19 protein-coding genes and 1 pseudogene are annotated in these 24390 nt (G+C 71.4%); 13 read left to right on the top strand and 7 right to left on the bottom strand.

Annotated elements, in window-relative coordinates; translation table 11 throughout:
* Positions 1–47: 47 nt before the first annotated feature.
* Genes ACZ6C1_RS34730 through ACZ6C1_RS34720 form a run of 3 tightly spaced genes read right to left on the bottom strand, consistent with a single transcriptional unit; the run spans position 48 to position 2474 of the window.
* Positions 48–656: a TetR/AcrR family transcriptional regulator gene (locus ACZ6C1_RS34730; RefSeq protein ID WP_469246798.1), complete on the bottom strand. Its 609-nt coding sequence runs from the start codon at positions 654–656 to the stop codon at positions 48–50.
* Between the two features lie 34 nt (positions 657–690).
* On the bottom strand, positions 691–1497 hold the full coding sequence (locus tag ACZ6C1_RS34725; protein WP_469246820.1) for a sugar phosphate isomerase/epimerase family protein: 807 nt from the start codon (positions 1495–1497) through the stop codon (positions 691–693).
* 44 nt (positions 1498–1541) lie between these two features.
* Entirely contained in the window at positions 1542–2474 is a 933-nt protein-coding gene (locus ACZ6C1_RS34720) for a Ppx/GppA family phosphatase (protein ID WP_469246796.1), read from the bottom strand.
* 39 nt (positions 2475–2513) lie between these two features.
* Here ACZ6C1_RS34720 and ACZ6C1_RS34715 point away from each other — a divergent pair, with 39 nt between their 5' ends.
* Positions 2514–3338, top strand: a complete 825-nt coding sequence (locus tag ACZ6C1_RS34715) for a DUF3109 family protein (RefSeq protein ID WP_469246794.1) — start codon at positions 2514–2516, stop codon at positions 3336–3338.
* Positions 3339–3369: 31 nt separating this feature from the next.
* On the opposite strand, the pseudogene ACZ6C1_RS34710 reads toward ACZ6C1_RS34715, so the two are convergent.
* Positions 3370–5121, bottom strand: a pseudogene (locus tag ACZ6C1_RS34710) (BACON domain-containing protein); the annotation flags it as partial.
* 208 nt (positions 5122–5329) lie between these two features.
* Between ACZ6C1_RS34710 and radA the strand changes: the two are divergent.
* Together radA and disA are read left to right on the top strand one after the other, a co-directional pair.
* Positions 5330–6739 carry a DNA repair protein RadA gene (gene radA, locus ACZ6C1_RS34705; protein ID WP_469246792.1) on the top strand — a complete coding sequence of 470 codons (1410 nt, stop codon included), beginning with the start codon at positions 5330–5332 and terminating at the stop codon, positions 6737–6739.
* A gap of 643 nt (positions 6740–7382) precedes the next feature.
* The gene (gene disA / locus ACZ6C1_RS34700) at positions 7383–8507 is read left to right on the top strand and encodes a DNA integrity scanning diadenylate cyclase DisA (protein ID WP_073757015.1); all 1125 of its coding nucleotides are present in this window, start codon (positions 7383–7385) and stop codon (positions 8505–8507) included.
* Between the two features lie 17 nt (positions 8508–8524).
* Here the strand turns inward: disA and ACZ6C1_RS34695 are convergent, their stop codons facing one another.
* The gene (locus tag ACZ6C1_RS34695) at positions 8525–9379 is read right to left on the bottom strand and encodes a hypothetical protein (protein ID WP_469246790.1); all 855 of its coding nucleotides are present in this window, start codon (positions 9377–9379) and stop codon (positions 8525–8527) included.
* Between the two features lie 136 nt (positions 9380–9515).
* On the opposite strand from ACZ6C1_RS34695, the gene ACZ6C1_RS34690 reads away from it, so the two are divergent.
* The 6 genes from ACZ6C1_RS34690 to cseC all read left to right on the top strand — a co-directional run bounded on the left by ACZ6C1_RS34690 (position 9516) and on the right by cseC (position 14653).
* A complete protein-coding gene (locus ACZ6C1_RS34690; RefSeq protein ID WP_469246788.1) occupies positions 9516–10169 on the top strand; it encodes a phosphatase PAP2 family protein in 654 nt (217 codons plus the stop codon).
* A 25-nt stretch (positions 10170–10194) separates the two neighbouring features.
* Positions 10195–11118, top strand: a complete 924-nt coding sequence (locus ACZ6C1_RS34685) for an HhH-GPD family protein (RefSeq protein WP_469246787.1) — start codon at positions 10195–10197, stop codon at positions 11116–11118.
* Positions 11119–11302: 184 nt separating this feature from the next.
* A complete protein-coding gene (locus ACZ6C1_RS34680) occupies positions 11303–11881 on the top strand; it encodes a SigE family RNA polymerase sigma factor (protein ID WP_469246785.1) in 579 nt (192 codons plus the stop codon).
* On the top strand, positions 11869–12576 hold the full coding sequence (locus tag ACZ6C1_RS34675; protein ID WP_469246783.1) for a hypothetical protein: 708 nt from the start codon (positions 11869–11871) through the stop codon (positions 12574–12576). The genes ACZ6C1_RS34680 and ACZ6C1_RS34675 overlap by 13 nt, the downstream gene beginning before the upstream one ends.
* 44 nt (positions 12577–12620) lie before the next feature.
* Positions 12621–13334 (top strand): two-component system response regulator CseB, encoded by a 714-nt coding sequence (cseB, locus tag ACZ6C1_RS34670; RefSeq protein ID WP_469246782.1) that lies wholly within the window; start codon positions 12621–12623, stop codon positions 13332–13334.
* On the top strand, positions 13331–14653 hold the full coding sequence (gene cseC / locus ACZ6C1_RS34665) for a two-component system sensor histidine kinase CseC (RefSeq protein ID WP_469246780.1): 1323 nt from the start codon (positions 13331–13333) through the stop codon (positions 14651–14653). The genes cseB and cseC overlap by 4 nt, the downstream gene beginning before the upstream one ends.
* Positions 14654–14738: 85 nt before the next feature.
* Here the strand turns inward: cseC and ACZ6C1_RS34660 are convergent, their stop codons facing one another.
* Positions 14739–16319: an MDR family MFS transporter gene (locus tag ACZ6C1_RS34660; RefSeq protein WP_469246778.1), complete on the bottom strand. Its 1581-nt coding sequence runs from the start codon at positions 16317–16319 to the stop codon at positions 14739–14741.
* Between the two features lie 103 nt (positions 16320–16422).
* On the opposite strand from ACZ6C1_RS34660, the gene ACZ6C1_RS34655 reads away from it, so the two are divergent.
* Entirely contained in the window at positions 16423–16989 is a 567-nt protein-coding gene (locus ACZ6C1_RS34655) for a TetR/AcrR family transcriptional regulator (protein WP_469246776.1), read from the top strand.
* A 3-nt stretch (positions 16990–16992) separates the two neighbouring features.
* Here the strand turns inward: ACZ6C1_RS34655 and ACZ6C1_RS34650 are convergent, their stop codons facing one another.
* Positions 16993–17733 (bottom strand): M23 family metallopeptidase, encoded by a 741-nt coding sequence (locus ACZ6C1_RS34650; RefSeq protein WP_469246774.1) that lies wholly within the window; start codon positions 17731–17733, stop codon positions 16993–16995.
* A 471-nt stretch (positions 17734–18204) separates the two neighbouring features.
* Here ACZ6C1_RS34650 and ACZ6C1_RS34645 point away from each other — a divergent pair, with 471 nt between their 5' ends.
* From ACZ6C1_RS34645 to ACZ6C1_RS34635, 3 genes are read left to right on the top strand one after another with little or no spacing between them, the layout of a single operon-like run.
* Positions 18205–21039 carry an NACHT domain-containing protein gene (locus ACZ6C1_RS34645; protein ID WP_469246772.1) on the top strand — a complete coding sequence of 945 codons (2835 nt, stop codon included), beginning with the start codon at positions 18205–18207 and terminating at the stop codon, positions 21037–21039.
* A 41-nt stretch (positions 21040–21080) separates the two neighbouring features.
* Complete coding sequence (locus tag ACZ6C1_RS34640) at positions 21081–21425, top strand: trypco2 family protein (RefSeq protein WP_469246771.1); 345 nt, start codon at positions 21081–21083, stop codon at positions 21423–21425.
* A complete protein-coding gene (locus ACZ6C1_RS34635) occupies positions 21422–24316 on the top strand; it encodes an NACHT domain-containing protein (RefSeq protein ID WP_469246769.1) in 2895 nt (964 codons plus the stop codon). The genes ACZ6C1_RS34640 and ACZ6C1_RS34635 overlap by 4 nt, the downstream gene beginning before the upstream one ends.
* Positions 24317–24390 lie beyond the last annotated feature (74 nt).

Here is a 24390-nt window from a genome sequence, read left to right as displayed (position 1 = left end):
ATCTGGACAGGGTGTCCGGATAGCGGGACGGCGAGCTCAGCCTTCGGTCACGCCTCGGTCAGATACCGCTGGAGCGTGGGGGCGACCATCTCCACGATCTCTTCGGGGCGCGCGGACGCCAGTGGTTCGACCTGTACGACGTACCGCAGGATCGCGATGCCGATCATGTGCGAGGCGGCGAGCTCGGCCCGGAACTTCGGATTCGGTACGTCGAGGTCGTCGGTCACCCGCTCCAGCAGCCGCCGCAGCACGAAACCGCGCAGCACCTTCGCCGCGGCCTCGTGGGTGAGCGCGGAGCGGATGATGGCGAGCAGCGGGGCGCGTGTCACCGGGTTCTCCCACACGGAGAGGAAGTAGCGGGCGAGCCGCTCGCCGATGCCCTCGGCGGACTCCCCGATGATCGCCGGGATGATCAGCGCGGGTTCGAAGGAGAGCTCGATGGCGGCGGCGAAGACCTCGTCCTTGGTACCGAAGTAGTGGTGGACGAGTGCGGGGTCGACGCCCGCCGCCTTGGCGATGCCGCGCACCGACGTCTTGTCGTAGCCGCGCTCGGCGAACTCGGCGCGGGCCGCCTCCAGGATGCGCTCACGCGCGCCCGGCCCTTCCGCGGCCTCGCCCCTGGGCGGCCGGCCACGTCCTCTGCGCACGCCGGTCACCGGACGCCGCCCCGTGCCGGGTGGCCGGGCGGGGTCATTGGACGCGGGCCGAAGAGGCCAGGTGCAGCCGGGTGAAGGCCAGCGCCTCCGCCAGGTCGGCCTCGCGCTCGGCCGCGGACATGGCCCGCCGGGTGTTGACCTCGATGACGACATGGCCGTCGAAGCCGGAACGCGCCAGGTGCTCCAGCAGCTCGGCGCACGGCTGCGTGCCGCGCCCGGGCACCAGGTGCTCGTCCTTCGCGGAGCCGCGCCCGTCTGCGAGGTGGACGTGGCCGAGCCGGTCCCCCATGCGCCCGGCCATCTCCAGGGCGTCGCTGCGGGCGGTCGCGGTGTGCGAGAGGTCGATCGTGTAGTGGCGGTAGTCGTCCTTGCTGACGTCCCACTCGGGGGCGTACGCGAGCATCTCCCGGTCGCGGTAGCGCCACGGGTACATGTTCTCGACGGCGAACCGTACGTCCGTCTCGTTCGCCATCCGCCAGATGCCGTCGATGAAGTCCCGGGCGTACTGGCGCTGCCAGCGGAACGGCGGGTGGACCACGACGGTCGACGCTCCGAGCTTCTCCGCCGCCGCCTGCGCCCGCTGGAGCTTCACCCACGGATCGGTCGACCAGACCCGCTGGGTGATCAGCAGGCACGGCGCGTGCACCGCGAGGATCGGCACCTGGTGGTAGTCGGAGAGGCGGCGCAGCGCCTCGATGTCCTGGCTCACGGGGTCGGTCCACACCATGACCTCGACGCCGTCGTAGCCCAGGCGGGCCGCGATCTCGAAGGCCGTCGCCGTGGACTCCGGATAGACGGAGGCCGTCGACAGGGCGACCTTCGCATCCGGGATGCGCACCACTGATTCCGACGTTTCAGCCACGAGGGACAGACTACGGGCACCCGCTAGGCGGCCGGGAGGTGGTCCAGCCGACGCAGGATGACTCCCTCGCGCAGGGCCCATGGGCAGATCTCCAGTTCCTCGACCCCGAACAGGTCCATCGCACCCTCCGCCACCAGCGCCCCCGCCAGGAGCTGCGGCGCCCTTCCCTCGGAGACCCCGGGGAGGGCACAGCGCTGCTCCGCGGTCATGGCGGACAGCTTGGGGACCCACTCCTCCAGTGACGTACGACTCAGTTCCCGCTGTACGTACACACCGTCGCCCGAGCCGCGCGCTCCGGCTATCCGGGCGAGCTGCTTGAACGTCTTGGACGTGGCGACGACGTGGTCCGGCGTGCCGAAGCGGGCGAACTCACCGACCGTGCGGGCTATCTGTGCCCGTACGTGGCGGCGCAGCGCCTTCACGTCGGCGGGGTCCGGCGGGTCTCCGGGCAGCCAGCCCGCGGTGAGCCGTCCGGCGCCCAGCGGCAGGGACACGGCCGCGTCGGGCTCCTCGTCGATCCCGTACGCGATCTCCAGGGAGCCGCCCCCGATGTCCAGGAGCAGCAGCTTCCCGGCGGACCAGCCGAACCAGCGGCGGGCGGCGAGGAAGGTGAGGCGGGCCTCCTCCTCGCCGGTGAGGACCTGGAGGTCGACGCCGGTCTCGTCCTTGACCCGCTTCAGTACGGCTTCGGCGTTGGCCGCGTCGCGGATGGCGGAGGTCGCGAAGGGCAGGACCTCCTCGCATCCCTTGTCCTCGGCGGTGTGCAGCGCGTCCTGGGTGATGGTGACGAGCCGCTCGACGCCGTGCTCGCCGATGGCGCCGTCCGCGTCGAGCAGCTCGGCGAGCCGCAGCTCCGCCTTGTGGGAATGGGCGGGCCGGGGCCGGGCGCCGGGGTGGGCGTCCATCACCAGCAGGTGCACTGTGTTCGAACCGACGTCGAGGACTCCGAGTCTCATGCCCCGAACGCTACTGCGCCTGGCGCATACGCTTGGTGTGTGCCAAAGACGAAGAAGGCGAAGCCCGCCAAGAAGCACGAGAAGTCCCCCGTACTGCCCGTAGTGGGCGTATCCGATGAAAAGGGCCTGGACTTTCCCCGTGCGTGGGTGGAGTTCCCGGACCCGGCCGACGACGAGCAGGTCTTCCGCTGCGACCTGACCTGGCTGACGTCCCGCTGGACCTGCGTCTTCGGCAGCGGCTGCCAGGGCATCCAGGCGGGCCGCGCGGCCGACGGCTGCTGCACGCTGGGTGCGCACTTCTCGGACGAGGACGACGAGCGGCGCGTGGCCTCGCATGTGGAACGGCTCACGCCAGAGCTCTGGCAGTTCCACGACGAGGGCACGTCGGCCGGCGGCTGGGTGCAGCTCGACGAGGACGGCGAGCGCCAGACGCGCCGCTGGGAGGGCTCGTGCATCTTCCAGAACCGTCCCGGGTTCGAGGGCGGGGCGGGGTGCGCGCTGCACATCCTGGCGCTGCGGGAGGGCCGCGAGCCGCTGGAGACCAAGCCGGACGTGTGCTGGCAGCTTCCGGTACGGCGTACGTACGACTGGATCGACCGTCCCGACGACACGCGCGTCCTCCAGATCTCGATCGGCGAGTACGACCGCCGGGGCTGGGGCCCGGGCGGCCATGACCTGCACTGGTGGTGCACCTCCGCGACGTCCGCGCACGGCGCGGGGGAGCCGGTGTACGTGACGTACCGGCCGGAGCTGACGGAGCTGATGGGCAAGGCGGCGTACGAGGTGCTGGTGGAGCTGTGCGAGGCGCGCCTGGCGTCGCAGCTGCCGCTGGTGGCCCCGCACCCGGCCGACCCGGTGGTCTGAGCCCCGGCGGTCCGAGTCCCGGCGCCCGTCAGCTCGGCGGGGGCTCGCCGGAGGGGTCCGCGGTGGGCGGCGGGGTGTCCGACGGCGTGGGGTCCGGCGAGGGTGGCGGGGTCGACGGGGGCGTGGTCTGTGACGGGGTCGGGGTCGGCGTGGGATCCGGTGACGTCGGCGGGGTCGACGGCTCCGTGGTCGGTACCGGGGTCGGCGTGCCGGGGCCCGGGTGGGACGGCCGGCTGGGCGCCCCGTGGCCGTCGATCTCGACCACCGCGCCCGCCGGGTCGATCCCGACGCGGGCGGTCCAGGCGCCGACCGGTTCGCGGGCGTGGTCGACGGAGACGTACACCGTGACCGACTGGCCGGGGGTGAGGGTGCCGGAGACGTGGCTGGCGTAGAGCCAGGGGGCGTCCGTCCACAGGGACCAGGCCACCGGCGCGCCGCCCGACGCGGTGAGCGTGAGCATCGTGGTGTCGCCGCCCGACGGCTGCGCGGTGACCGTGACGCGGCCCGGGCCGCGGGCACCCGGGGTGGCCGGTGGAGGCGTACCCGTGCTGATCACCTCGACGGAGACCCGCGACGAGCCGGGATCGGCGGAACGGCGGCCGGGGTCGGTCCGGGCGCTGCCCGCGTTCTGGTAGTGGTCGGGCCGGCCGTCCGACCGGGCCGCCCGGGCGGCCCGGTCGTCGGCCTCGGCCGCGCTGACCGACGTACTGTCGCGCCCCTCCCCCGTCAGGGGTGCCTCTCGGTATGCCGCCCACAGGGCGAGCACCGGGGCCGCGACCACGGTGGCCACGACGGTCGTCGTCACCGCCCGGGCCCGCATCCGGCCGCGGCGGGCCGCGTGGTCCTTGGGGTCGAGGGGGAAGCCGTCCCTCCCGAAGCGCGGGCCGCCGGATCTGGTGCGCGGGACGTGCAGCATCGCGACGTACGCGGCCGCACGCGGCGCCTCCACGAGCGGCAGCCGCGCGGGCGTGACGGACGAGCCGGGCCACGGGCCGCCCGCCCCGGCGCGCTCGGCGGCGCGGCGGCAGCGCGGGCAGTCGTCGACGTGCCGCACGAGCTCACGGCGGAGGGTCGCGGAGAGCAGCAGCTCGTTGTCGCCGGTGAGCCGGGCGACGGCCGGGCAGGTGCCCGTCTCGACGACGGCGAGGGCCGCTCGGGTGCGCTCCACCTCGCAGGCGGCGGCGGAGAGCAGTTCACGGGCGGCGGAGGGCTCCATGCCGAGGATGGCGGCGACCTGGGGGGCGGCGAGCTGGTGCCGTACGGCCAGTTCCAGTGCCTCGCGCTGCTCGGGGGTGGTGCCGGCCGCCTCGGGCCAGGCGAGCAGGGCGAGCTCGCGGTGGCGCTGTTCGGCGGTCTCGGGGGAGGTGCGCGGGCCGGCCTCGGAGGTCGCCGCGGCGGGGACGGCCGGGGGCGCGGAGGGGGCCGTGCGCCCGGCGTGCGCCCCCTGGCCGCCCTGCTGCCTGCGGCGCCGCCGCTGCTCGCCGAGCTCCCGCAGGCAGGCCCAGCGGGCGAGCGCGTACAGCCAGGCCCTCCGCTCCGGATCGTCGGCGGGGCACCGGCCGAACTGCCGCTCGGAGATGGCCAGTACGTCACCCAGTACCGTGGTCGCCACCTCGTGGTCGCACAGCACGGACAGGCAGTACGTGAACAGCCCGTCCAGGTAGGGCTCGTACCGTGCCGGCGGACACTGGGCCAGGGTGCGAGGCCCGGTCCGGGGCGCGCGCCGCGGTGCCCGGTGTGCGCCGGTGGTGTGCGTGGGGGGCTCCAGCCTGCTGCTCGTCACCCGGCGACCGTAGGCAGTGGAAGGCACACCCTTCGTACCCCTTCTGCACTTTTAATCCTTACGGGTGAACGTATCCCTCAAAAGGGGACAGGAAGCGCAGATTCCGCGCCGGTCACCCACCCGCGTCCCTGACGTCCCGGTCGCCCCGCGAGCCCCGCCCGGGCCCGCGCGGGCCGGGATGTCAGTGCGGACCGCTACGGTCTTGCGCATGGCTGCCCGTACGAAATCCGCCAAGGACAGGCCCTCCTACCGCTGCACCGAATGCGGCTGGACGACCGCCAAATGGCTCGGCCGCTGCCCGGAGTGCCAGGCATGGGGGACGGTGGAGGAGTACGGCGCGCCCGCTGTCCGTACCACCGCCGCGGGGCGGGTCTCCACCGCCGCCCTCCCGATCGGTCAAGTCGACGGCCGGCAGGCCACCGCCCGCACCACCGGCGTGGACGAGCTGGACCGCGTCCTCGGCGGCGGTCTGGTACCGGGCGCCGTCGTCCTCCTCGCGGGCGAGCCCGGCGTCGGCAAGTCCACCCTCCTCCTCGACGTCGCGGCGAAGGCGGCGAGCGACGACCACCGCACGCTGTACGTGACGGGTGAGGAGTCCGCGAGCCAGGTCCGGCTGCGGGCCGACCGCATCAACGCGCTCAACGACCACCTCTACCTGGCGGCCGAGACGGACCTGTCCGCCGTGCTGGGACACCTGGACGCGGTCAAGCCGTCGCTCCTCATCCTCGACTCGGTGCAGACGGTGGCCTCACCCGAGATCGACGGCGCCCCGGGCGGCATGGCCCAGGTCCGCGAAGTCGCCGGCGCGCTCATCCGCGCCTCCAAGGAGCGGGGCATGTCCACCCTGCTCGTCGGCCACGTGACGAAGGACGGCGCGATCGCAGGCCCGCGACTCCTGGAGCACCTCGTCGACGTCGTCCTGTCCTTCGAGGGCGACCGGCACGCCCGGCTGCGCCTCGTGCGGGGCGTGAAGAACCGGTACGGCGCGACGGACGAGGTCGGCTGCTTCGAGCTGCACGACGAGGGGATCACGGGCCTGGCCGACCCCAGCGGGCTGTTCCTCACCCGCCGCGCGGAGGCCGTGCCGGGCACGTGCCTGACGGTCACCCTGGAGGGACGCCGCCCGCTGGTCGCGGAGGTCCAGGCGCTGACGGTCGACTCGCAGATCCCCTCACCCCGCCGCACCACCTCCGGTCTGGAAACGTCCCGCGTCTCCATGATGCTGGCGGTCCTGGAACAGCGCGGCCGCATCACCGCCCTCGGCAAGCGGGACATCTACTCGGCGACGGTCGGCGGAGTGAAGCTCTCCGAACCGGCCGCCGACCTGGCCATCGCGCTGGCCCTGGCCTCGGCGGCCAGCGACACCCCGCTCCCGAAGAACCTGGTCGCCATCGGCGAGGTCGGCCTCGCGGGCGAGGTGCGCCGCGTCACGGGCGTCCAGCGCCGCCTCGCCGAGGCCCACCGGCTGGGGTTCACCCACGCGCTGGTCCCGGTCGACCCGGGCAAGGTGCCCCCGGGCATGAAGGTCACGGAGGTCGCCGACATGGGCGACGCGCTGCGGGTCCTGCCCCGCGCCCGCCGCCGCGCCCCCGCCCGGGAGGAAGCCCCCCAGAACTGACGCCCACCGCGGGCGGGCGCGCCCGACTGCGGCGCGGCGCGGTGGGGTGGCCAGTTCGGTTTGCGGCCGGTGGGCCGGGTCGGGGCCCCTCCGGGCTCACCTCCTCGCGGTCGGCGGGGTGCCCGAGCACTCTCCTCACCGTTTCGCGCCGCCGACCGCTGCGGGGGCGACCCTGCACGGCCCCTCCTTGCCGTCTTACAAGAACCACCGGCCCGCACCCGGCGAACGACCGGGGTGCGGCCGTGCAGGGTCGCCCCCGCAGGCGTTGGCGGCCTATGCGGGGTCACCTTGCCGTGACCCAAGGCCGCCGGCGCCGAGGAGGTGAGCCCGGAGGGGCCACACCCCCCACCCACCAGCAGGCACCGCACCGCGCCGGCGGGCGCCGCACCGCAGAGACCCAAGGGCAGCCGGCCCGAGGAGGTGAGCCCGGAGGGGCCACACCCCACACCCACCGGCGGGCACCGCACCGCGCCGGCGGGCGCCACCACCCACCGGCAGGCGACCGGGAGGGGGACGAAGCCGAGAGGAAGCCGGCCGCCGAGAGCCGGGGGCGACCGGGACGGGTCGCTGCGGGGACCGGCGGCGAGCGGGGTCGCTAGACTTTGCCCAGGTCTCGCCCATCCGTACGAGCCGGAGGAGTGCAGTGGCAGCCAAGGACGGGGCAGCAGCTCCCGGAAAGTCCGGCGCGGGCTCCGGCAACGAGGCGCTCATGCGCGCCTCGCTCAGCGCCGTCGCCCCGGGTACGTCCCTGCGCGACGGACTGGAGCGCATCCTCCGCGGGAACACCGGTGGTCTCATCGTCCTCGGCATGGACAAGACCGTCGAGTCGATGTGCACCGGCGGGTTCGTGCTGGACGTGGAGTTCACCGCCACCCGGCTGCGCGAGCTGTGCAAGCTCGACGGCGCGCTCATCCTCGACAAGGACATCACCAAGATCCTCCGGGCCGGCGTCCAGCTCGTCCCGGACGCGTCCATCCCCACGGAGGAGACCGGCACCCGCCACCGCACCGCCGACCGGGTCAGCAAGCAGTGCGGCTTCCCCGTCGTCTCCGTGTCGCAGTCGATGCGTCTGATCGCCCTCTACGTCGACGGCGAGCGCCGCGTTCTCGAAGAGTCGGCGGCGATCCTGTCCCGCGCCAACCAGGCCCTCGCCACTCTGGAGCGGTACAAGCTCCGCCTCGACGAGGTCGCCGGCACGCTGTCGGCGCTGGAGATCGAGGACCTGGTGACCGTCCGGGACGTCACCGCCGTCGCCCAGCGGCTGGAGATGGTGCGCCGGATCGCGACCGAGATCGCCGAGTACGTCGTCGAGCTCGGCACCGACGGACGGCTGCTCGCCCTCCAGCTCGACGAGCTGATCGCGGGCGTCGAGCCGGAGCGGGAGCTCGTGGTCCGCGACTACGTACCCGAGCCGACCGCCAAGCGGTCCCGCACGGTCGCCGAGGCCCTCACCGAGCTGGACGCGCTGAGCCACGCCGAGCTGCTGGAGCTGCCGATCGTGGCCCGGGCCCTGGGTTACACCGGGTCGCCGGAGGCCCTCGACTCGGCGGTGTCGCCGCGCGGCTACCGGCTGCTGGCGAAGGTGCCGCGGCTTCCCGGCGCCATCATCGAGCGGCTCGTGGAGCACTTCGGCGGCCTGCAGAAGCTGCTCGCGGCGAGCGTCGACGACCTCCAGACCGTCGACGGGGTCGGCGAGGCGCGTGCCCGCAGCGTCCGCGAGGGCCTGTCGCGGCTCGCCGAGTCGTCGATCCTCGAGCGGTACGTCTGAGGCGTGAGCCCGGGACGTCAGTCCTTGCTGAGCGTGAACGACGCCGGCATCACCTTCACGCCCGGCACCGCCGCCTCGACCAGGTAGGTGCCCGGACCGGCGGCCGGCGCTGACGGCGTCGCGCAGCGCGGGGCGCTGGCGCGGCGGTCCCACTCGACGGTGTGCGTGACGCTGCCGCCCGCCGGGACGCGCAGCAGGAGGGTGCCGGAGCCGCGCGGGCAGTCCTTCGACGACCAGACCTGGTCGGCCTCGGCGTTCTTGATGGTCAGCACGGCGGTCTTCGGCCCGAGGTCGGCCTTGCAGGTGGTGGTGGAGGTGTTGCGGGCGACCAGCTGGAACCGGGGCTTCTCGCCGGGCGCGTAACTCACCTCGACGCTGCGCAGCGTCAACCGCAGTGATCCGGGGGCGCAGTCGGGGAGCGGGGAGTTCGCCGGGACCTGCTGGGTGGAGCCGATGCCGCCCGTACCCGTACCGGCGTCGCCACCACTGCCCGCGCCGGAGCCGGACCCCGTACCGTCCGCGCCGGAGCCGACACCGGCGTCCGTGCCTGTACCGGTTCCGCCGTCCCCGGCGCCCGGTGACGACGTGTCACCGTTCTTCCCGCCGTCGTCGCCCTCACCGGGTGCCGACTCGTCGCGTCCGCCCGGCTGTTCGCTGATCGCCGCTCCCGGGCGGGACGGTCCGGGGGTGATGGAGGTCGCGGGAGCGGCCCCGTTGGCGCCTTCGCCGCCCTTCTTCCCGTCGTCGCCACCGGAACTGACGAACCATGCGATCAGCAGCGCGATGAGCGCGACCAGGCTCGCCGCGACTGCCCTCCGTCGCCAGTAGATGGAGGAGGGAAGCGGCCCGACCGGATTGCGCAGAGATCCCACGGCCCAAACTGTACGAGAGATCGGCGCCAACTCCCGCCCCACCCGCCGCCTGTGCACCAAGTTTTGCCGATGATCACACTCGAACGACCGGGCTCGGGTCGGAGTGGGCTCCGGGCGCCAGGTACCGTCCGTAACCATGAGCCAGGACCTCTATCGCGACATCACCGACCTCGCCCACGACAGCCCGGGCTGGTTGCAGCTCGTCGCCGAGCTGTGGACGGAGGCCGGCCTGCTGCTGTTCGGCGTGCTGTTCCTCGTCGGCTGGTGGCGGGCCCGCCCCGCCGACTCCCGCGCCATGGCGCTCGCGGTCCTCGCGCCGCTGGGCACGGCGTTCGGGTACGTGGTCAGCGAGCTGCTGAAGTCGGTGGTGGACGAGGAGCGCCCGTGCCGCGCGGTCGCCGGGGCCGCGGCCTCCATCGTGGAGTGCCCGCCGCACGGCGACTGGTCCTTCCCCAGCAACCATTCGGCCATCGCGGGTGCCGCCGCCGTCGCCCTGGCCCTGGCGTGGCGCGGGATCGTCTGGCTGACCGTGCCGATGGCGCTGCTCATGGCCTTCTCGCGGGTCTTCGTCGGCGTCCACTACCCGCATGACGTGGCGGCCGGCCTGGTGCTGGGCGCGCTGGCCGCGGTCCTGTTCGTCACGCTGCTGACCGGGCCGGTCCGGGCGCTGACCGACACGATGCGGATGAGCAGGTCAGCCGCCGCGGGCTGGCTGGCCGGGGCCGGGCCCGCCGTCCCGGACCACGCGGTGTCCCGGCGGCGCAGGGAGCCGATGCACCGTCGCGTGTGAGGAACGTGCCAGGATCGGGGGTGCCATGACTGCGATCCCCTCCACCCCCGAGACCAGGCCCGGCTCCGGGCCCGACGCCACCGGACTGCACGCGCCCGTGCTCGCCTGGTTCGAGCAGAACGCCCGCGACCTCCCCTGGCGCCGCCCCGAGGCGGGCGCCTGGGGAGTGATGGTCAGCGAGTTCATGCTGCAGCAGACACCGGTCAGCCGGGTGCTCCCGGTGTACGAGCAGTGGCTGGCCCGTTGGCCCCGCCCCGCGGACCTGGCCGCGGACGCCCCCGGTGAGGCCGTGCGCGCCTGGGGCCGGCTCGGTTACCCGCGCCGGGCTCTGCGGCTCCACGGTGCGGCGGTCGCGATAACGGAACGGCACGGTGGTGACGTACCGAGCGATCATGCGAAGTTGCTCGCCCTGCCGGGTATCGGCGAGTACACGGCCGCGGCGGTGGCGTCGTTCGCGTACGGGCAGCGCCACGCGGTGCTGGACACGAACGTGCGGCGGGTGTTCGCCCGGTCGGTGACGGGTGCTCAGTACCCGCCGAACGCCACCACCGCCGCCGAACGGAAGCTGGCGCGGGCGCTGTTGCCGGACGACGAGCGGACGGCGGCCCGCTGGGCGGCGGCGTCCATGGAGCTGGGCGCCCTGGTGTGCACCGCGCGCAACGAGGACTGTGCGCGGTGCCCGATCGCCCCGCAGTGCGCCTGGCGGCTGGCGGGCAAGCCCGCACACGACGGCCCGGCGCGGCGCGGCCAGACGTACGCGGGTACGGACCGCCAGGTACGCGGCCGGCTGCTGGCCGTCCTCCGTGATGCAGTGGACCCGGTGGAGCAGGCCGCGCTGGACGCGGTCTGGCACGACCCGGTACAGCGGGCCCGCGCCTTGGACGGCCTGGTCGCGGACGGCTTGGTCGAGCCGCTGGACGGCGGCCGGTACCGGCTTCCGACGGGGTGAGCCCCGGGGGCGGGGCTTCCGCGGGCCCGCCCTCCTCCCCTGTGTAACACCATCGCTGTTACACAACCGATGGCCAGCCGTGCGTCCGCCGACGGTCTGTGCGGACAACCCCGTGACAACCGCTCCGTAGCGTCTGTGGACGTAAGCAACACACGGGGATCACGGGGATCGGAGGCGGTTCGGGATGTCGCACGGCGAGGTGCTCGAATTCGAGGAGTACGTACGCACACGGCAGGACGCTCTGCTGCGCAGCGCCCGGCGCCTCGTCCCCGATCCGGTCGACGCGCAGGATCTGCTGCAGACCGCGCTGGCCCGTACGTACGGCCGCTGGGACGGCATAGCCGACAAGACCCTCGCCGACGCGTATCTCCGCCGGGTGATGATCAATACGCGGACGGAGTGGTGGCGCGCCCGCAAGCTGGAGGAGGTGCCCACCGAGCAGCTTCCCGACGCGTCCGTCGACGACGCCACGGAGCAGCACGCCGACCGGGCCCTGCTGATGGACATCCTGAAGGTGCTGGCGCCCAAGCAGCGCAGCGTCGTGGTGCTGCGGCACTGGGAGCAGATGAGCACCGAGGAGACGGCCGCCGCGCTGGGCATGTCGACCGGTACGGTGAAGTCCACGCTTCACCGGGCGCTCGCCCGCCTCCGTCAGGAGCTGGAGAGCCGGGACATCGACGCCCGCGCCCTGGAGCGTGACGACCGTGCGGAGCGCGCGGCCGGACGTGGCCACGAACGGGGGCGGGAGCGGTGCGCGGCCTGAGCGCCAGAGACAGCGGCGGCAACGCGAGCGGCACCGGCGGGATCCGGGCGGCGGGTACCACGGCGATGGCGGTGGCCGCCGCCATCGGCCTGCTCACGGTCGGTTGCTCCACCGGTGGCACGGGCACCCGCGACGAGGGAGCGGCCCGGGCCGACCAGGGCACGCCGTCGAGCGCGCCTGCCCCCGCGTCGTCGTCCTCGCCCGTGAAGAAGGTGAACGCGGTCCGGCTGATCATGAACGATCCGAAGGTCAGCGACCGGGTCAAGGAAGACCTCAAGCCGTGCGTGGAGGACGCCTACCCGGTGGACACCTCGTACGGGACCCTCACCGACTCCGGCACGCCGGACGTCGTGGTGAACGTGCTGACGTGCGGGGACGCCGTGGGCGTGGGGACGTACGTGTACCGTCTCGGCGCCGCGAAGGACGATGCCAAGGGCACGGCGTACGAGAATGTGTTCTCCCTGGAGGAACCGGCCGTCTACTCGGCTATCGACCGGGGGGACCTGGTCGTGACCAAGCAGGTGTACGCGGAGGGCGACCCGGTGTCGTACCCCTCCGGCGAGGACGTCATCACCTACCGGTGGACGGGGAACAAGTTCACCGAGCACGACCGGGTGCACAACGAGTACAGCAAGACGGTCGGCGACGGAGGCATCGACGGCCCCGGCGAGCCGACGCCGGCACCCAAGAACTGACGTCGGCGACCCAAGTACTGACGGAGCACGGAGAGAAGACGGCGATGGCCGAGACCCATGTCCTGTTCGTGGAGGACGACGACGTCATCCGTGAGGCCACGCAGCTCGCCCTGGAGCGCGACGGTTTCGCGGTGACCGCGATGCCGGACGGGCTGTCCGGTCTGGAGTCCTTCCGGCAGCGGCAGCCGGACATCGCCCTGCTGGACGTGATGCTGCCGGGCATGGACGGGGTGAGCCTGTGCCGGCGCATCCGCGACGAGTCGACCGTTCCGGTGATCATGCTCTCGGCCCGTGCCGACTCGATCGACGTGGTGCTGGGCCTGGAGGCCGGCGCCGACGACTACGTCACCAAGCCGTTCGACGGCGCGGTGCTGGTCGCCCGGATCCGTGCCGTGCTGCGCCGCTTCGGGCACGCGGGCGGTCCGGCGGGCGGGTCCGGCGGTGACGGGGACCGGCCCGGGCAGGACCAGGGCGGGGTGCTGGTCTTCGGTGACCTGGAGGTCGACACCGACGGCATGGAGGTGCGCAGGGGCGGCGCCCCGGTGGCCCTGACGCCGACGGAGATGCGGCTGCTGCTGGAGTTCTCGTCGGCGCCGGGCACGGTCCTGTCGCGCGACAAGCTGCTGGAGCGGGTCTGGGACTACGGCTGGGGCGGTGACACGCGTGTCGTGGACGTCCATGTCCAGCGGCTGCGCACCAAGATCGGCCAGGACCGGATCGAGACGGTCCGCGGCTTCGGCTACAAGCTCAAGGGATGAAGACGCCCGCACTGCGCACCGGTGTGCGGTGGAAGATCTCGATCGCCATCGCCGCCGTGGGCGCCCTGGTCGCGGTGGCGCTCAGCCTCGTCGTCCACAACGCGGCCCGGGTCTCGATGCTCGGCAACGCGCGCGACGTACAGATGGAGCGGCTGATGTTCGCGCAGCGGATGTACGAGTCGGCGAAGCCGAAGGGGGACCCCAAGTTCGGGGCGAAGCTCAACGATCCGGCGCTGCCGCCGGAGCTGGACGAGCTGATGCGGGAGCGGCGGCGCGGGACGTACGTGCAGGAGCACGAGGACGGTCCGCCGGACGTGTGGGCCGCCGTGCCGCTGGGCAGCGGGGACGTGCTGTCGCTGCACAGCCCGTTCGCCAGCCGCAGCACCACGATCATGAAGGATCTGGACGAGGCGCTGATGGTCGGTTCGGTGTCGGTGGTGTTCGGCGGGTGCGCGCTGGGTGTGCTGATCGGCGGCCAGCTCTCGCGCCGGCTGCGCAAGGCGGCCACCGCGGCCGGGAAGGTCGCCCAGGGCAATACGGAGGTCCGGGTCCGGGACGCCATCGGCGGTGTCGTACGCGATGAGACGGACGAGCTCGCGCGGGCGGTGGACGCCCTGACGGACGCGCTGAACGAACGGATCGAGGCCGAGCGGCGGGTGACCGCGGACATCGCGCACGAGCTGCGGACGCCGGTGACCGGGCTGCTCACGGCGGCCGAGCTGCTGCCGCCGGGCCGGCCGACGGAGCTGGTGCGGGACCGGGCGCAGGCGATGCGCACGCTGGTGGAGGACGTGCTGGAGGTGGCCCGGCTGGACAGTGCCTCGGAGCGGGCCGAGCTCCAGGAGATCGCGCTCGGTGAGTTCGTCGAGCGCCGGGTGGTGGCGCTGTACCCGGACGCGGTGGTGCGGGTGGTGCACGAGTCGTGGGTGAACACCGATCCGCGTCGGCTGGAGCGGATCCTGGGCAACCTGCTGGCCAATGCCGCCAAGCACGGCGAAGGGCCGATCGAGGTCACGGTCGAGGGCCGGGTGGTACGGGTACGGGATCACGGGCCGGGCTTCCCGGAGGCGCTGCTGCGCGAGGGCCCGAGCCGGTTCCGCACGGGCGCCAGCGACCGGGCCGGTCACGGTCACGGCCTGGGGCTGACGATCGCCGCGGGCCAGGCCCGGGTCCTGGGCGCCCGGCTCACCTTCCGCAACGCGGCGCCCATCGGCACCGCGCCGGGGGCGGGGGGCGCGATCGCGGTGCTGTGGCTGCCGGAGCACGCCCCGACGGCGACGGGCAGCTTCCCGATACTGCAGCTCCCCGGCACGCCGTAACCCCCGGGCTCCACCGGCCCGGGGGCCGTCCTGCACCGCGTACCGGCACGCGGGCATCGCGTACCCGCACGCTCGGGACGAGCGGTCAGGCCGCCGTGTCCGCGAGCTGCTGCTCCGCGCGGTCCGCCTTCGGCGGCTCGTCCTTCGGTCCCGCGCCCTTCAGCGGGACCTCCTTGACGAAGAAGGCCGCCACGAAGCCGAGGACGGCGACCGCCGCGCCCACCAGGAACGCGATGTGGATGCCGGAGGACACGGCGAACTGGTACGCCTCACGCAGCGGTTCCGGCAGCTTCGCCAGCCTCGCCGCGTCGAGCTGCGCCGACTGCTGCGTGGCCGCGCCCACGCCCCGGGCCGCCATCTCGTCCTGCACCCGGCCGGTGAACAGGGCGCCCATGATGGCGACGCCGAAGGACGAGCCGAGCGTACGGAACAAGGTGGTGGAGGACGAAGCGACGCCCATGTCCTTCATCTCGACGCTGTTCTGCGCGACGAGCATGGTGATCTGCATCAGGAAGCCCATGCCGGCGCCGAGGACCGCCATGTAGACGCCCGAGGTGAACCGGGACGTGCCGGTGTCCATCTGGGCGAGCAGGAAGAGCCCGATGACCATCAGGGCGCCACCGGCGATGGGGAAGATCTTGTACTTGCCGGTGTTGGTGGTGACGCGTCCGGCGATCAGCGAGACGACCATCATCGACAGCAGCATCGGCAGGAGCAGCAGGCCCGAGTTGGTGGCGGACGCGCCCTGCACGGACTGCTGGTACAGCGGCAGGAAGAGTATGGCGCCGAACATCACGAAGCCGGTGAGGAAGCCGATCACCGACATGAGGGTGAAGTTGCGGCTGCGGAAGATGTGCAGCGGCATGATCGGTTCGGCCGCGCGGGTCTCGACGAGGAGGAACCCGGCGAGCGTGGCGACGCCGAGGGCGCTCAGGCCCACGATGACCGGGGAGCCCCAGGCGTACTCCGTACCTCCCCACGTGGTGACCAGCACGATCGCGGTGATGCCGACGGTGAGGAGTGCGGCGCCGAGGTAGTCGATGCGGGGCCGGCGGTCGCGGTCCCGTTTCGGCAGGTGCAGAACGGCGGTGACCATGGCGAGGGCGACCGCGCCGAGGGGGAGGTTGATGTAGAAGGACCAGCGCCAGCCCCAGTGGTCGGTGATGGTGCCGCCGACCAGCGGTCCGCCGATCATGGCGAGGGCCATGACGCCGGCCATCATGCCCTGGTACTTGCCGCGCTCGCGCGGCGGTATCAAGTCGCCGATGATCGCCATGACGCCGACCATCAGGCCGCCCGCGCCCAGTCCCTGCACGGCCCGGAACCCGATCAGCTGCCCCATGTCCTGGGCCATGCCGCTGAGCGCGGAGCCGATGAGGAAGACGACGATCGAGGTGAGGAAGGTGCTCTTGCGGCCGTAGAGGTCGCCGAGCTTGCCCCAGATCGGGGTGGAGGCGGCGGTGGCCAGGGTGTACGCGGTGACGACCCAGGAGAGGTGGGCGAGGCCGCCCAGCTCACCGACGATCGTCGGCATCGCCGTACCGATGATCATGTTGTCCAGCATGGCCAGCAACATCGCGATCATGAGCGCCAACAGCACGACGCGTACGCTGCGCGGCGCTCTGGGCTCCGTGGCCGTCGCTGCTTTCTCCAAGGGCTCCGACATGATCCCCACTCCCGTTACTTACTTGCCGCCCGGCTAGTTACTACACTGGGGACGGTAGACCCGTCACTAGCCGGGCGTCAAGTAAGTTTCGTGGGAGCGGACCATGGCCAGAGGCAACACCCGTCAGCGCATCCAGGACGTGGCCCTCGAACTCTTCGCCGAGCAGGGCTACGAGAAGACCTCACTCCGGGAGATCGCCGAGCGCCTGGAGGTCACCAAGGCAGCGCTGTACTACCACTTCAAGACCAAGGAAGACATCGTCATCAGCCTCTTCCGGGATCTGACGCGGCCGATCGACGAACTGATCACCTGGGCCGAGGGGCAGCCGCGCACGCTGGAGACCAAGCAGGAGATCCTGCGCCGGTACCACGCGGCGGTCATGGGCGCGGCCCCCCTCTTCCGCTTCATGCAGGAGAACCAGGCGACCGTGCGCGACCTGAGCATCGGCGAGACCTTCAAGAGGCGCATCCTCGCCCTGACCCGGCTGGTCGTGGAGCCGGACTTCAGCATGGCGGACCGGATGCGGTGCATCAGCGCGCTGTTCACCATGCACGCCGGGATGTTCTTCATGCAGCACGTCGACGGCGACCCCGAGGAGAAGCGTGAAGCCGTCCTCGAGGTCGCCGTCGAACTGGTGACCAGGGCCCACCAGGGGCCGGAGCTCGGGTGAGCGTCAGATGACGACACCCTCGGCACGCAGGAACTTCGCCGGGTTGAGCGCGGAACCGTAGTTCGGGGTCGTACGGATCTCGAAGTGCAGGTGCGGGCCGGAGGAGTTACCGGTGTTGCCGGACCGGGCGATGGTCTCGCCGGTCTTCACGGTCTCGCCGATGTGGACGTTGATCTTCGACAGGTGCGCGTACTGGGTGTACGTGCCGTTGCCGTGCTTGATCACGATGGCGTTGCCGTACGCGGAGCCGTCGCCGCCGCCGTTCGGGCCGGCCTTCACGACGACGCCGGTGTGGGCGGCCTTGACCACGGTGCCGACCGGCACGGCGAAGTCCTGGCCGGAGTGCTTGTGGGACCACATGGCGCCGCCCTGGTTGAAGCTGGCGGTCAGGGTGTAGCGGCTGACCGGCTTGACCCAGGACGTGGCCTTCTTGGCGGCGGCCTTCTTCTTCGCGAGGGCGGCCTTCTTGGCGGCGTTGGCCGCGGCGGCCTTCTTCGCGAGGGCTGCCTTCTTCGCGGCGGCGGCCTTGGCGGCCTTCGCCTGCTGGGCGGCCTTGGCGAGCGCCGCCTGGGCGTCGGCCTGCGCGGCGACGGCGGCGGCGGGGCCCGAGAGGGGGGCCGTCTGGGTGGTCTTGCTGTCGGCGGCGACGGCGGCACCGCCTCCGAACACCATCGACGCTCCCATGCCGACGGCGGCGAGGGCGACGACGGCGTTACGGGTGGGGTGCTTGACGCGCTTCGACATACGGGGAAGTCCTCCGGACAAGAACGGACCCGACGCGGTTGGCGCGCCGGGCGGCTGGCTCATCCTTGGTAACCCGGCGACCCATCTCGCCTCAAACCGCCCATCTACGGCATCTGGTCGTAGACGGTCCGGTGTGACCTGCACTCTTGACGCGCCGCTCCAGCGCAGGGAAAGAGCCCGAAATATCCTTAGAAAGGAAGGTTTATCCCACTGACGGGCCCCGCCACCTCCCGCTTTCCGCCCTACCCACTCCCCCCTCCAGGGGCTTACCTCCCTGGAACCCGCCTCGGAGGGCCCGAAACCGCCTCTCTTGCCCGGCCGTATGCACTATTCCACCTAGTACCGCCCAAATCGCCTGTGCGCCTTGTCACGGCCAACGGCCCGGAACTCCCCCTTTCCACCGACCGGGGACCCGGAACCGGGCTAGCCTCGACGGGTCGACGATCACGCCGTTGCTCCGGGGGGACGCACGTGGACCCAGCACTCATCGGCACCCGCCTCGCGTCGAGCGCGATCACGCCCCTGATCAAGAAACTCCTCGTCCAGGACGGCCCCGGCGCCGGGCTCGTCGACAAGCCGGTGCGCCTGTCGGCATACGTTTCCTTCGCCGGAGAAAAGAAGCTGGTGAAGGAGGGAGACGTCCGGAAGATCGCGGCTGAGCTGGTCGGTCGGGCGTTACGAGCGGGCGAGCGCCCCATACCCGCCTCCGAGGAGCAGGCGGTCGTGGACGCTCTCACCAGGACCTTGTGCAGCCTCGGCGACCTCAGCCTCACGGACGCTCAGGCGGTTGGACTCGGCCCGGAAGCACTCGCCCGAGAACTACGCAGGGCTTCCGACTCCCCTCAACGTCACCTGTCCTCCGACGCCACCCACTTCTACGAGCGCCTGCTCGACTCAGCCTGCCTGCACATCCTGCACTTCCTGACCACGCGCTCCACGTTCGTGGCCCGCACCCTCGTCGAACAGACCCGTGCTCAGACCGAACTGGTCAAGAAGATCGACGAGCTGATCGCCCGGACCCCACGCCCTGATGCCCGCGACGTCCCCTTCGAGCGTCGCTACCGCGACTACCTGGTCGAAAAGCACGGGCACCTGACTATCTACGGCGTCGATCTGCTGAACCAGGTCGACGCGTGGCCACTGGATGTGGCATACCTCAGTCTGGCAGCGACGGCGCACACCGCCGACCCCTCTCCCGAATCCCGCCCGGCCCACGGCCTCCGCTCGGCGGACCAGGCGCTGGCCACATGGGATCGCGTCCTGCTGCGCGGTGACGCCGGATCCGGCAAGACCACGCTGGTCCAATGGCTCGCCGTCACCGCCGCTCGGCAGAGCCCGGGAAACAGGTCACCCCACCTCCACGACGTCATCCCCTTCGTCCTCCCGCTGCGCAGCCTGACGCGCCATGGCGAACGGCTGCCCGGACCGGACCAGTTCCTGTCCGTCGTCGGATGCCCGCTCGCGGGCCGCCAGCCCGACGGATGGGCCGACCGGGTCCTGAGCGGCGGACGCGCCATGGTCCTGGTCGACGGCTTGGACGAGGTGCCCTCGGCCGAACGCGACGAAACTCGGCTGTGGCTCCGTGACCTGCTCGCCGTGTATGACACCAGTCGCTGGTTGGTGACGTCGCGTCCCAGTGCGATTCGGGAGGACTGGCTGAGCAGGGAGGGGTTCACCGAACTGTCCCTCTCCCCCATGAGCCACAGCGAGGTGAAGACTTTCATTCACCGCTGGCACAGCGCCGCCGATGCCACCGAAGAACTGCGCGACACGCTGCTCATGGCCGTTCGCACGCGGCCCGACCTGGGCCGCCTCGCCGTGAATCCGCTCATGTGCGGGCTGATCTGTGCCCTGCACCGGGAGCGGCGCGGCTTTCTTCCCAGGGGCCGCAAGGCCCTGTACGACGCTGCCCTGTCGTTGCTTCTCGAACGCCGTGACCGCGAGCGGAGCCTGAGGAGCCCCACGGGGGTGGTCTTGGGAGAGGACTCGCAGATACAGCTCTTGCAACGCCTTGCCCACTGGCTTACCCGCAACGGCAGGACGGCGATGGACCGTTCCCACGCCGAGTCTCTGCTTTCGACAGCCATGAGAGCCGTTCCGGAAGCGGCGGACGCCGGCCGGCCGACCGATGTCTTCAACCACCTCATCCAGCGGAGCGGGCTACTGCGGGAGCCCGCTCCCGGGACCGTCGACTTCGTGCACCGAACCTTCCAGGACTACCTGGCGGCCCGCGCCATGGTGGAGGAGTGGGACATCGGCCTACTCGTCAACAACGCTGCGGACGACCAGTGGGAGGACGTACTGCGGATGGCGGTCGCCCACGCCCGTCCCCGTGAGCGCGCCGAGATCCTGCAGGCCCTACTCACCCGAGCGGACCAGACCCAGGACAGCCGCACCCGGACCCGGCTGACAGTGGTCGCCGCCGCCGCACTCGAACAAGCTACGGAGATCGATCCAGCGCTGCGAGAGCGTGTCACACAGCGCGTCTCCGCGCTGGTTCCTCCGGGGTCACGCGCGGAGGCACTGGAATTGGCCGCCGCGGGCCCCTTGATCCTCGATCTTCTCCCGGGCCCGGAGGCGCTTCCCGATGACGAACACGCCCTCGCCATTACCATCGTCGCCTCCCGGGTCGGCACAGAGGCTGCCATTCCAGTGCTCGCACGGTATCGGAAGCACCCTTCGCAGGCGGTGCGCGGCCAACTCGCCTGGACATGGCACCGTTTCGACACGGAGTCGTACGGTGCCGACGTCGTCTCCGAGCTGCCCTACGAGGACCTCTACCTGGTAGCGAAGTCCACCGCCGAACTCAACGCGATCCGCGGCATGGGCGGCAGGCCCTGGATGCAGGTGGAGGGAGACTTCTCGGAAGAGGAGCTGTGCGAGAACCTGGATCCGCAGCGGCTGACGCGGCTCGATCTACGCGGCAACAGGAAGCTGGCCGGTGTGTCGTTCCTCCACCGCTTCACACGCCTGCAGCACCTCTGTCTCAGTGACTGCCCGGCCGTGGATACCCTGGCGCCCCTTGCCTCACTGTCCCGTCTGGAACACCTCGGCATTGACGCCGGACTGGCCAGAAGGGCGGCAGCCCAGGATGCGCACCGGCACCTCCCACTACTCGAGGTGTACGGCGTCGACCACACCATCCAGATGGAGAGCCTGCCTGCGGCCTTCCCCGGACTGGCCCACCTCGACCTGTTCGGCTCCCCCGGAGCGGACGAGGACCGCTTGCTCGGCTACGCACGACAACTGTTTCCGGATGCGTGCGTCAACGTCGTCCCCCACGGGAACGGTGCCCGGTTCCGCTGAACGCCCGTCGTCGGGCACTCCTGCTCGGTACGGTCCGGGCCATGACCGACATTGACGCTGACATCGAACTTGCCGACGCCATCCAGTCGGTGCGCGACCAGTTGATCGACGCCGCCACTCGTTCCACCGGCCGGCCCTTGGCCTTCGAGGTGGGCGACATCGAGATGGAGTTCGCCATCGAACTCCGCCGGGAGGTCAAGGGCGGAACCAAGGTCAAGGCCTGGGTCGCCGAAGCCGGCGCCGACGGGACACGTACGACGGGGCGGACGCACCGCGTGTCCTTCATCCTCAAGCCACAGGACGCCGTGACCGGCGCGTCGTGGAAGGTCGGCAGCGGGGACTCCGTGGACGTCTCCGACTTCGGTGCGGCACGGGAGTCGCGTTGACCGCACGGGGAGCGGTGGCCGTCCTCTCGGCGAAGCAGCAGGGCAGCGGGGTGTTACTCACCCAGGACACCGTGCTCACCTGTGCCCATGTCCTCGCCGGCAGCCGCAGCGTCCGGGTCGCGGTGCCAGGCCGCACCGGCCTGGTCGTCGGCACCGCGCTATGGTCGGACGACCGCCTCGACGCCGCCCTGCTGCACCTCGCCAACCGGACCGACGCCGCACCCCTACGTGCACGGCTGAGCGCGCTGGACACCCAGCGCCCTGTGCCGCACTGCGAGATCGTCGGGTTCCCGCGCATCCAGCGATACGACGCGGGCCGCAGGCCCGACCTGGACCAGTACAGCGGGACCGTCCTGCCCATGGCGGGGCTCATCCAGCGCACCCTGGTGTTCGAGTTCGACCGCCCGCCCGCCGCAGAGCCGCCTGCCGGGCCATCTGCCCTCGCCGGTCTGTCAGGCGCCCCCGTATTCGTAGGTGACGGCCTCATCGGCATCGTGAAAGAAGTGCCGCAGGGCCGCAATCATCACCGCGTCGAGTGTGTGCCCCTCCGGTCGATCGCCGAGAACGGCCGCTTCCGCGAGGCATTCACCGTCGTCACTCGCCTGCGGGTCCCCGATCACCTGACCAAAGTCACCGGGGCGCATCCTGAGGACGTGGCCTACGCGGAGGAATATGCCGAGGCCATCTCCGCCGCCTACCGGCGTACCAGGATCTTCGGCTTGGACGATCTCGGCAATCGAGCCTCGCAGTGGGACCTGGACACGGCGTATTTGTCGTTGGAGGCTGCCTCGCGGGGTCCGGACACGGCCGCCCCTGTACCGCACCGCATCGACGACCTGCTCGCTTCCCGGCCGCGAGTCCTGCTGCGGGGCGATGCGGGCGCCGGCAAGACAACCCTCGTGTGGTGGCTAGCGGCCCACGCGGCGGCCGGAACGCTCGGTCCACAGCTCGCCGAGCTGAACGGGCTCGTGCCGTTCGTGGTCCCCCTGCGCACCCTTCGCGCCCATGGCGGGATGCTTCCCTCGCCGCTCGGCCTTCCCAAAGCCGCCCGTCTGATGATCGATGAGCCCCCGGCCGGCTGGGCCGGGCGGGTCCTCAAGAACGGTCGCGCGCTACTGCTCGTGGACGGACTCGACGAGGTACCCCAGGAAGACCGAGAGGCTGCCCACACGTGGCTCTCCAACCTGCTCGCCCGTTTCCCCGAGACGCGTTGCCTGGCCACCGTACGCCCGCTCGCGGTCGAACCGGCATGGCTGAGATCGGAGGGGTTCGAGGAACTCACCCTGCTGCCCATGCGGGACGAGGACATCCAGGCCTTCGTCACCGCCTGGCACGCTGCGGCCCGCCTCGACCAGGACGATGACGAGAACCTGAACGACCTGGAACGCGACCTCGCCCAGCAATTCGAGCAGAACCCGACCCTGAGCGACCTGGCCCGCACGCCTCTGCTCTGTGCCGTCATTTGCGCCCTGCACCGGCTGCGCCAGGGCTTCCTGCCCGAAACACGGTGGGCCCTGTACGAGTCAGCCCTGCAGATGCTTCTCGGCGACCGAGACAAGCGACGCAAGATCGGCGCTCCCGAGGGCATCACGATGTCGGTGGAGGAACACCAGCAGCTCCTCCAACGGATCGCCGCGTGGCTGGTGCGCAATGGCCAGACGGAGTTCACCCGTCACCAGGCCCTTCACCAACTCCAGCGCGTCCTGCCCGGCATGCCCGGCGTCCGCGGCCAGGGCTCTCCCGACGACGTAATGAACCACGTGCTCAACCGCAGCGGCCTCCTCCTGGAGAGGGCCGTCGGAACCTTCCAGTTCGCCCACCGCACCTTCCAGGACTTCCTGGCAGCGAAGGAATTCGTCGAGGACGACAACCTGAAGGAGATGCTCCAGCACACCCACGACCAGGAGTGGCACGACGTCCTCCTGCTCGCAGCCGGCCACTGCTCCCGCCGCCAGCTGCCGGAGCTGGTCAACGGCCTACTGAAGGCGGGCGGAACCACCAAGCGCGACCGGCAGGTCACCCTGTACGTTCTTGCAGGCCTGTGCGCCCAGCACGCGGCGTGGCTGGACCATGGCACCGACGAACGGGTTCGCGCTGCGATCAAGTCGGTCCTGCCGGGGTCGGGCTATCGGCAACAGCACACATTGGCCCGGCTGGGCCCGTACGTACTGCCCCTCTTGCCGATGCCCGACGGGTCACCCATGAGCCAAGCCGCCCAAGTTGTCGACCTGATCCACCGGGTCGGCGGCTCGGAGGCCTTGCCCTACGCTCGGCGCTTCGCGCAGGCCGGTGACCCGCAGGTCGCCTTCTGGCTTGCCCGTGACTGGGACCGCTACCCGATCGAGGCGTACGCCCGCCAGGTCCTCAGCCTGATCGACCTGCGGCACGAGCCCCTTCTCGTGACGACCCGCGAGCAATTGGCCCACTTGCGTCTGGTCCCTCACGCACAGCAGCTGGTGTTCTACGGTGACTTCACGGCCGATGAGATGGAAGGAGCCTTGTCCGGGTGGAAGTGCCACGTCATCGGCATCCGGAACAACCACGCGCTGACCGATCTCGACTTCCTGGGCCGCTGCGCCACCGATGTGCGACACCTGCTCATCGGCGGCTGCCCGGCGCTGGAGCGCCTGTCTATCCCGCCCGAGCTGGGTGATCTGCGCCGGATCAGTCTGGAATACGTACCCCTCCTTGCGGTCGCCACGGAATCCATGGCCCAGCTCCCCCGGCTCCAGCAGCTCGACCTGGATCATCCGATCGTGCAGCAGGACGGGCGCTTGGACCTGAGGCCGCTGCTCTCCTTGACGGGGCTGCGCGTCGAAGTTTCCCGTCTCGCAAAGCGCCGGATCACCGGTGGCCAGGCACTCGGCGACCGGCTGACGATCCGGCCGTGATGGTCGGGTGCGGAAAAACGAGGGCTGCCCCGGCCCGTACGTTTCCGTACGGGCCGGGGCAGCCCTTCAGTCAG

It is taken from the genome of Streptomyces sp. NPDC041796 (assembly GCF_055590785.1).
The sequence above is the reverse complement of the archived record's forward strand: the minus strand, read 5'-3'. Positions and strand labels throughout refer to the sequence as shown.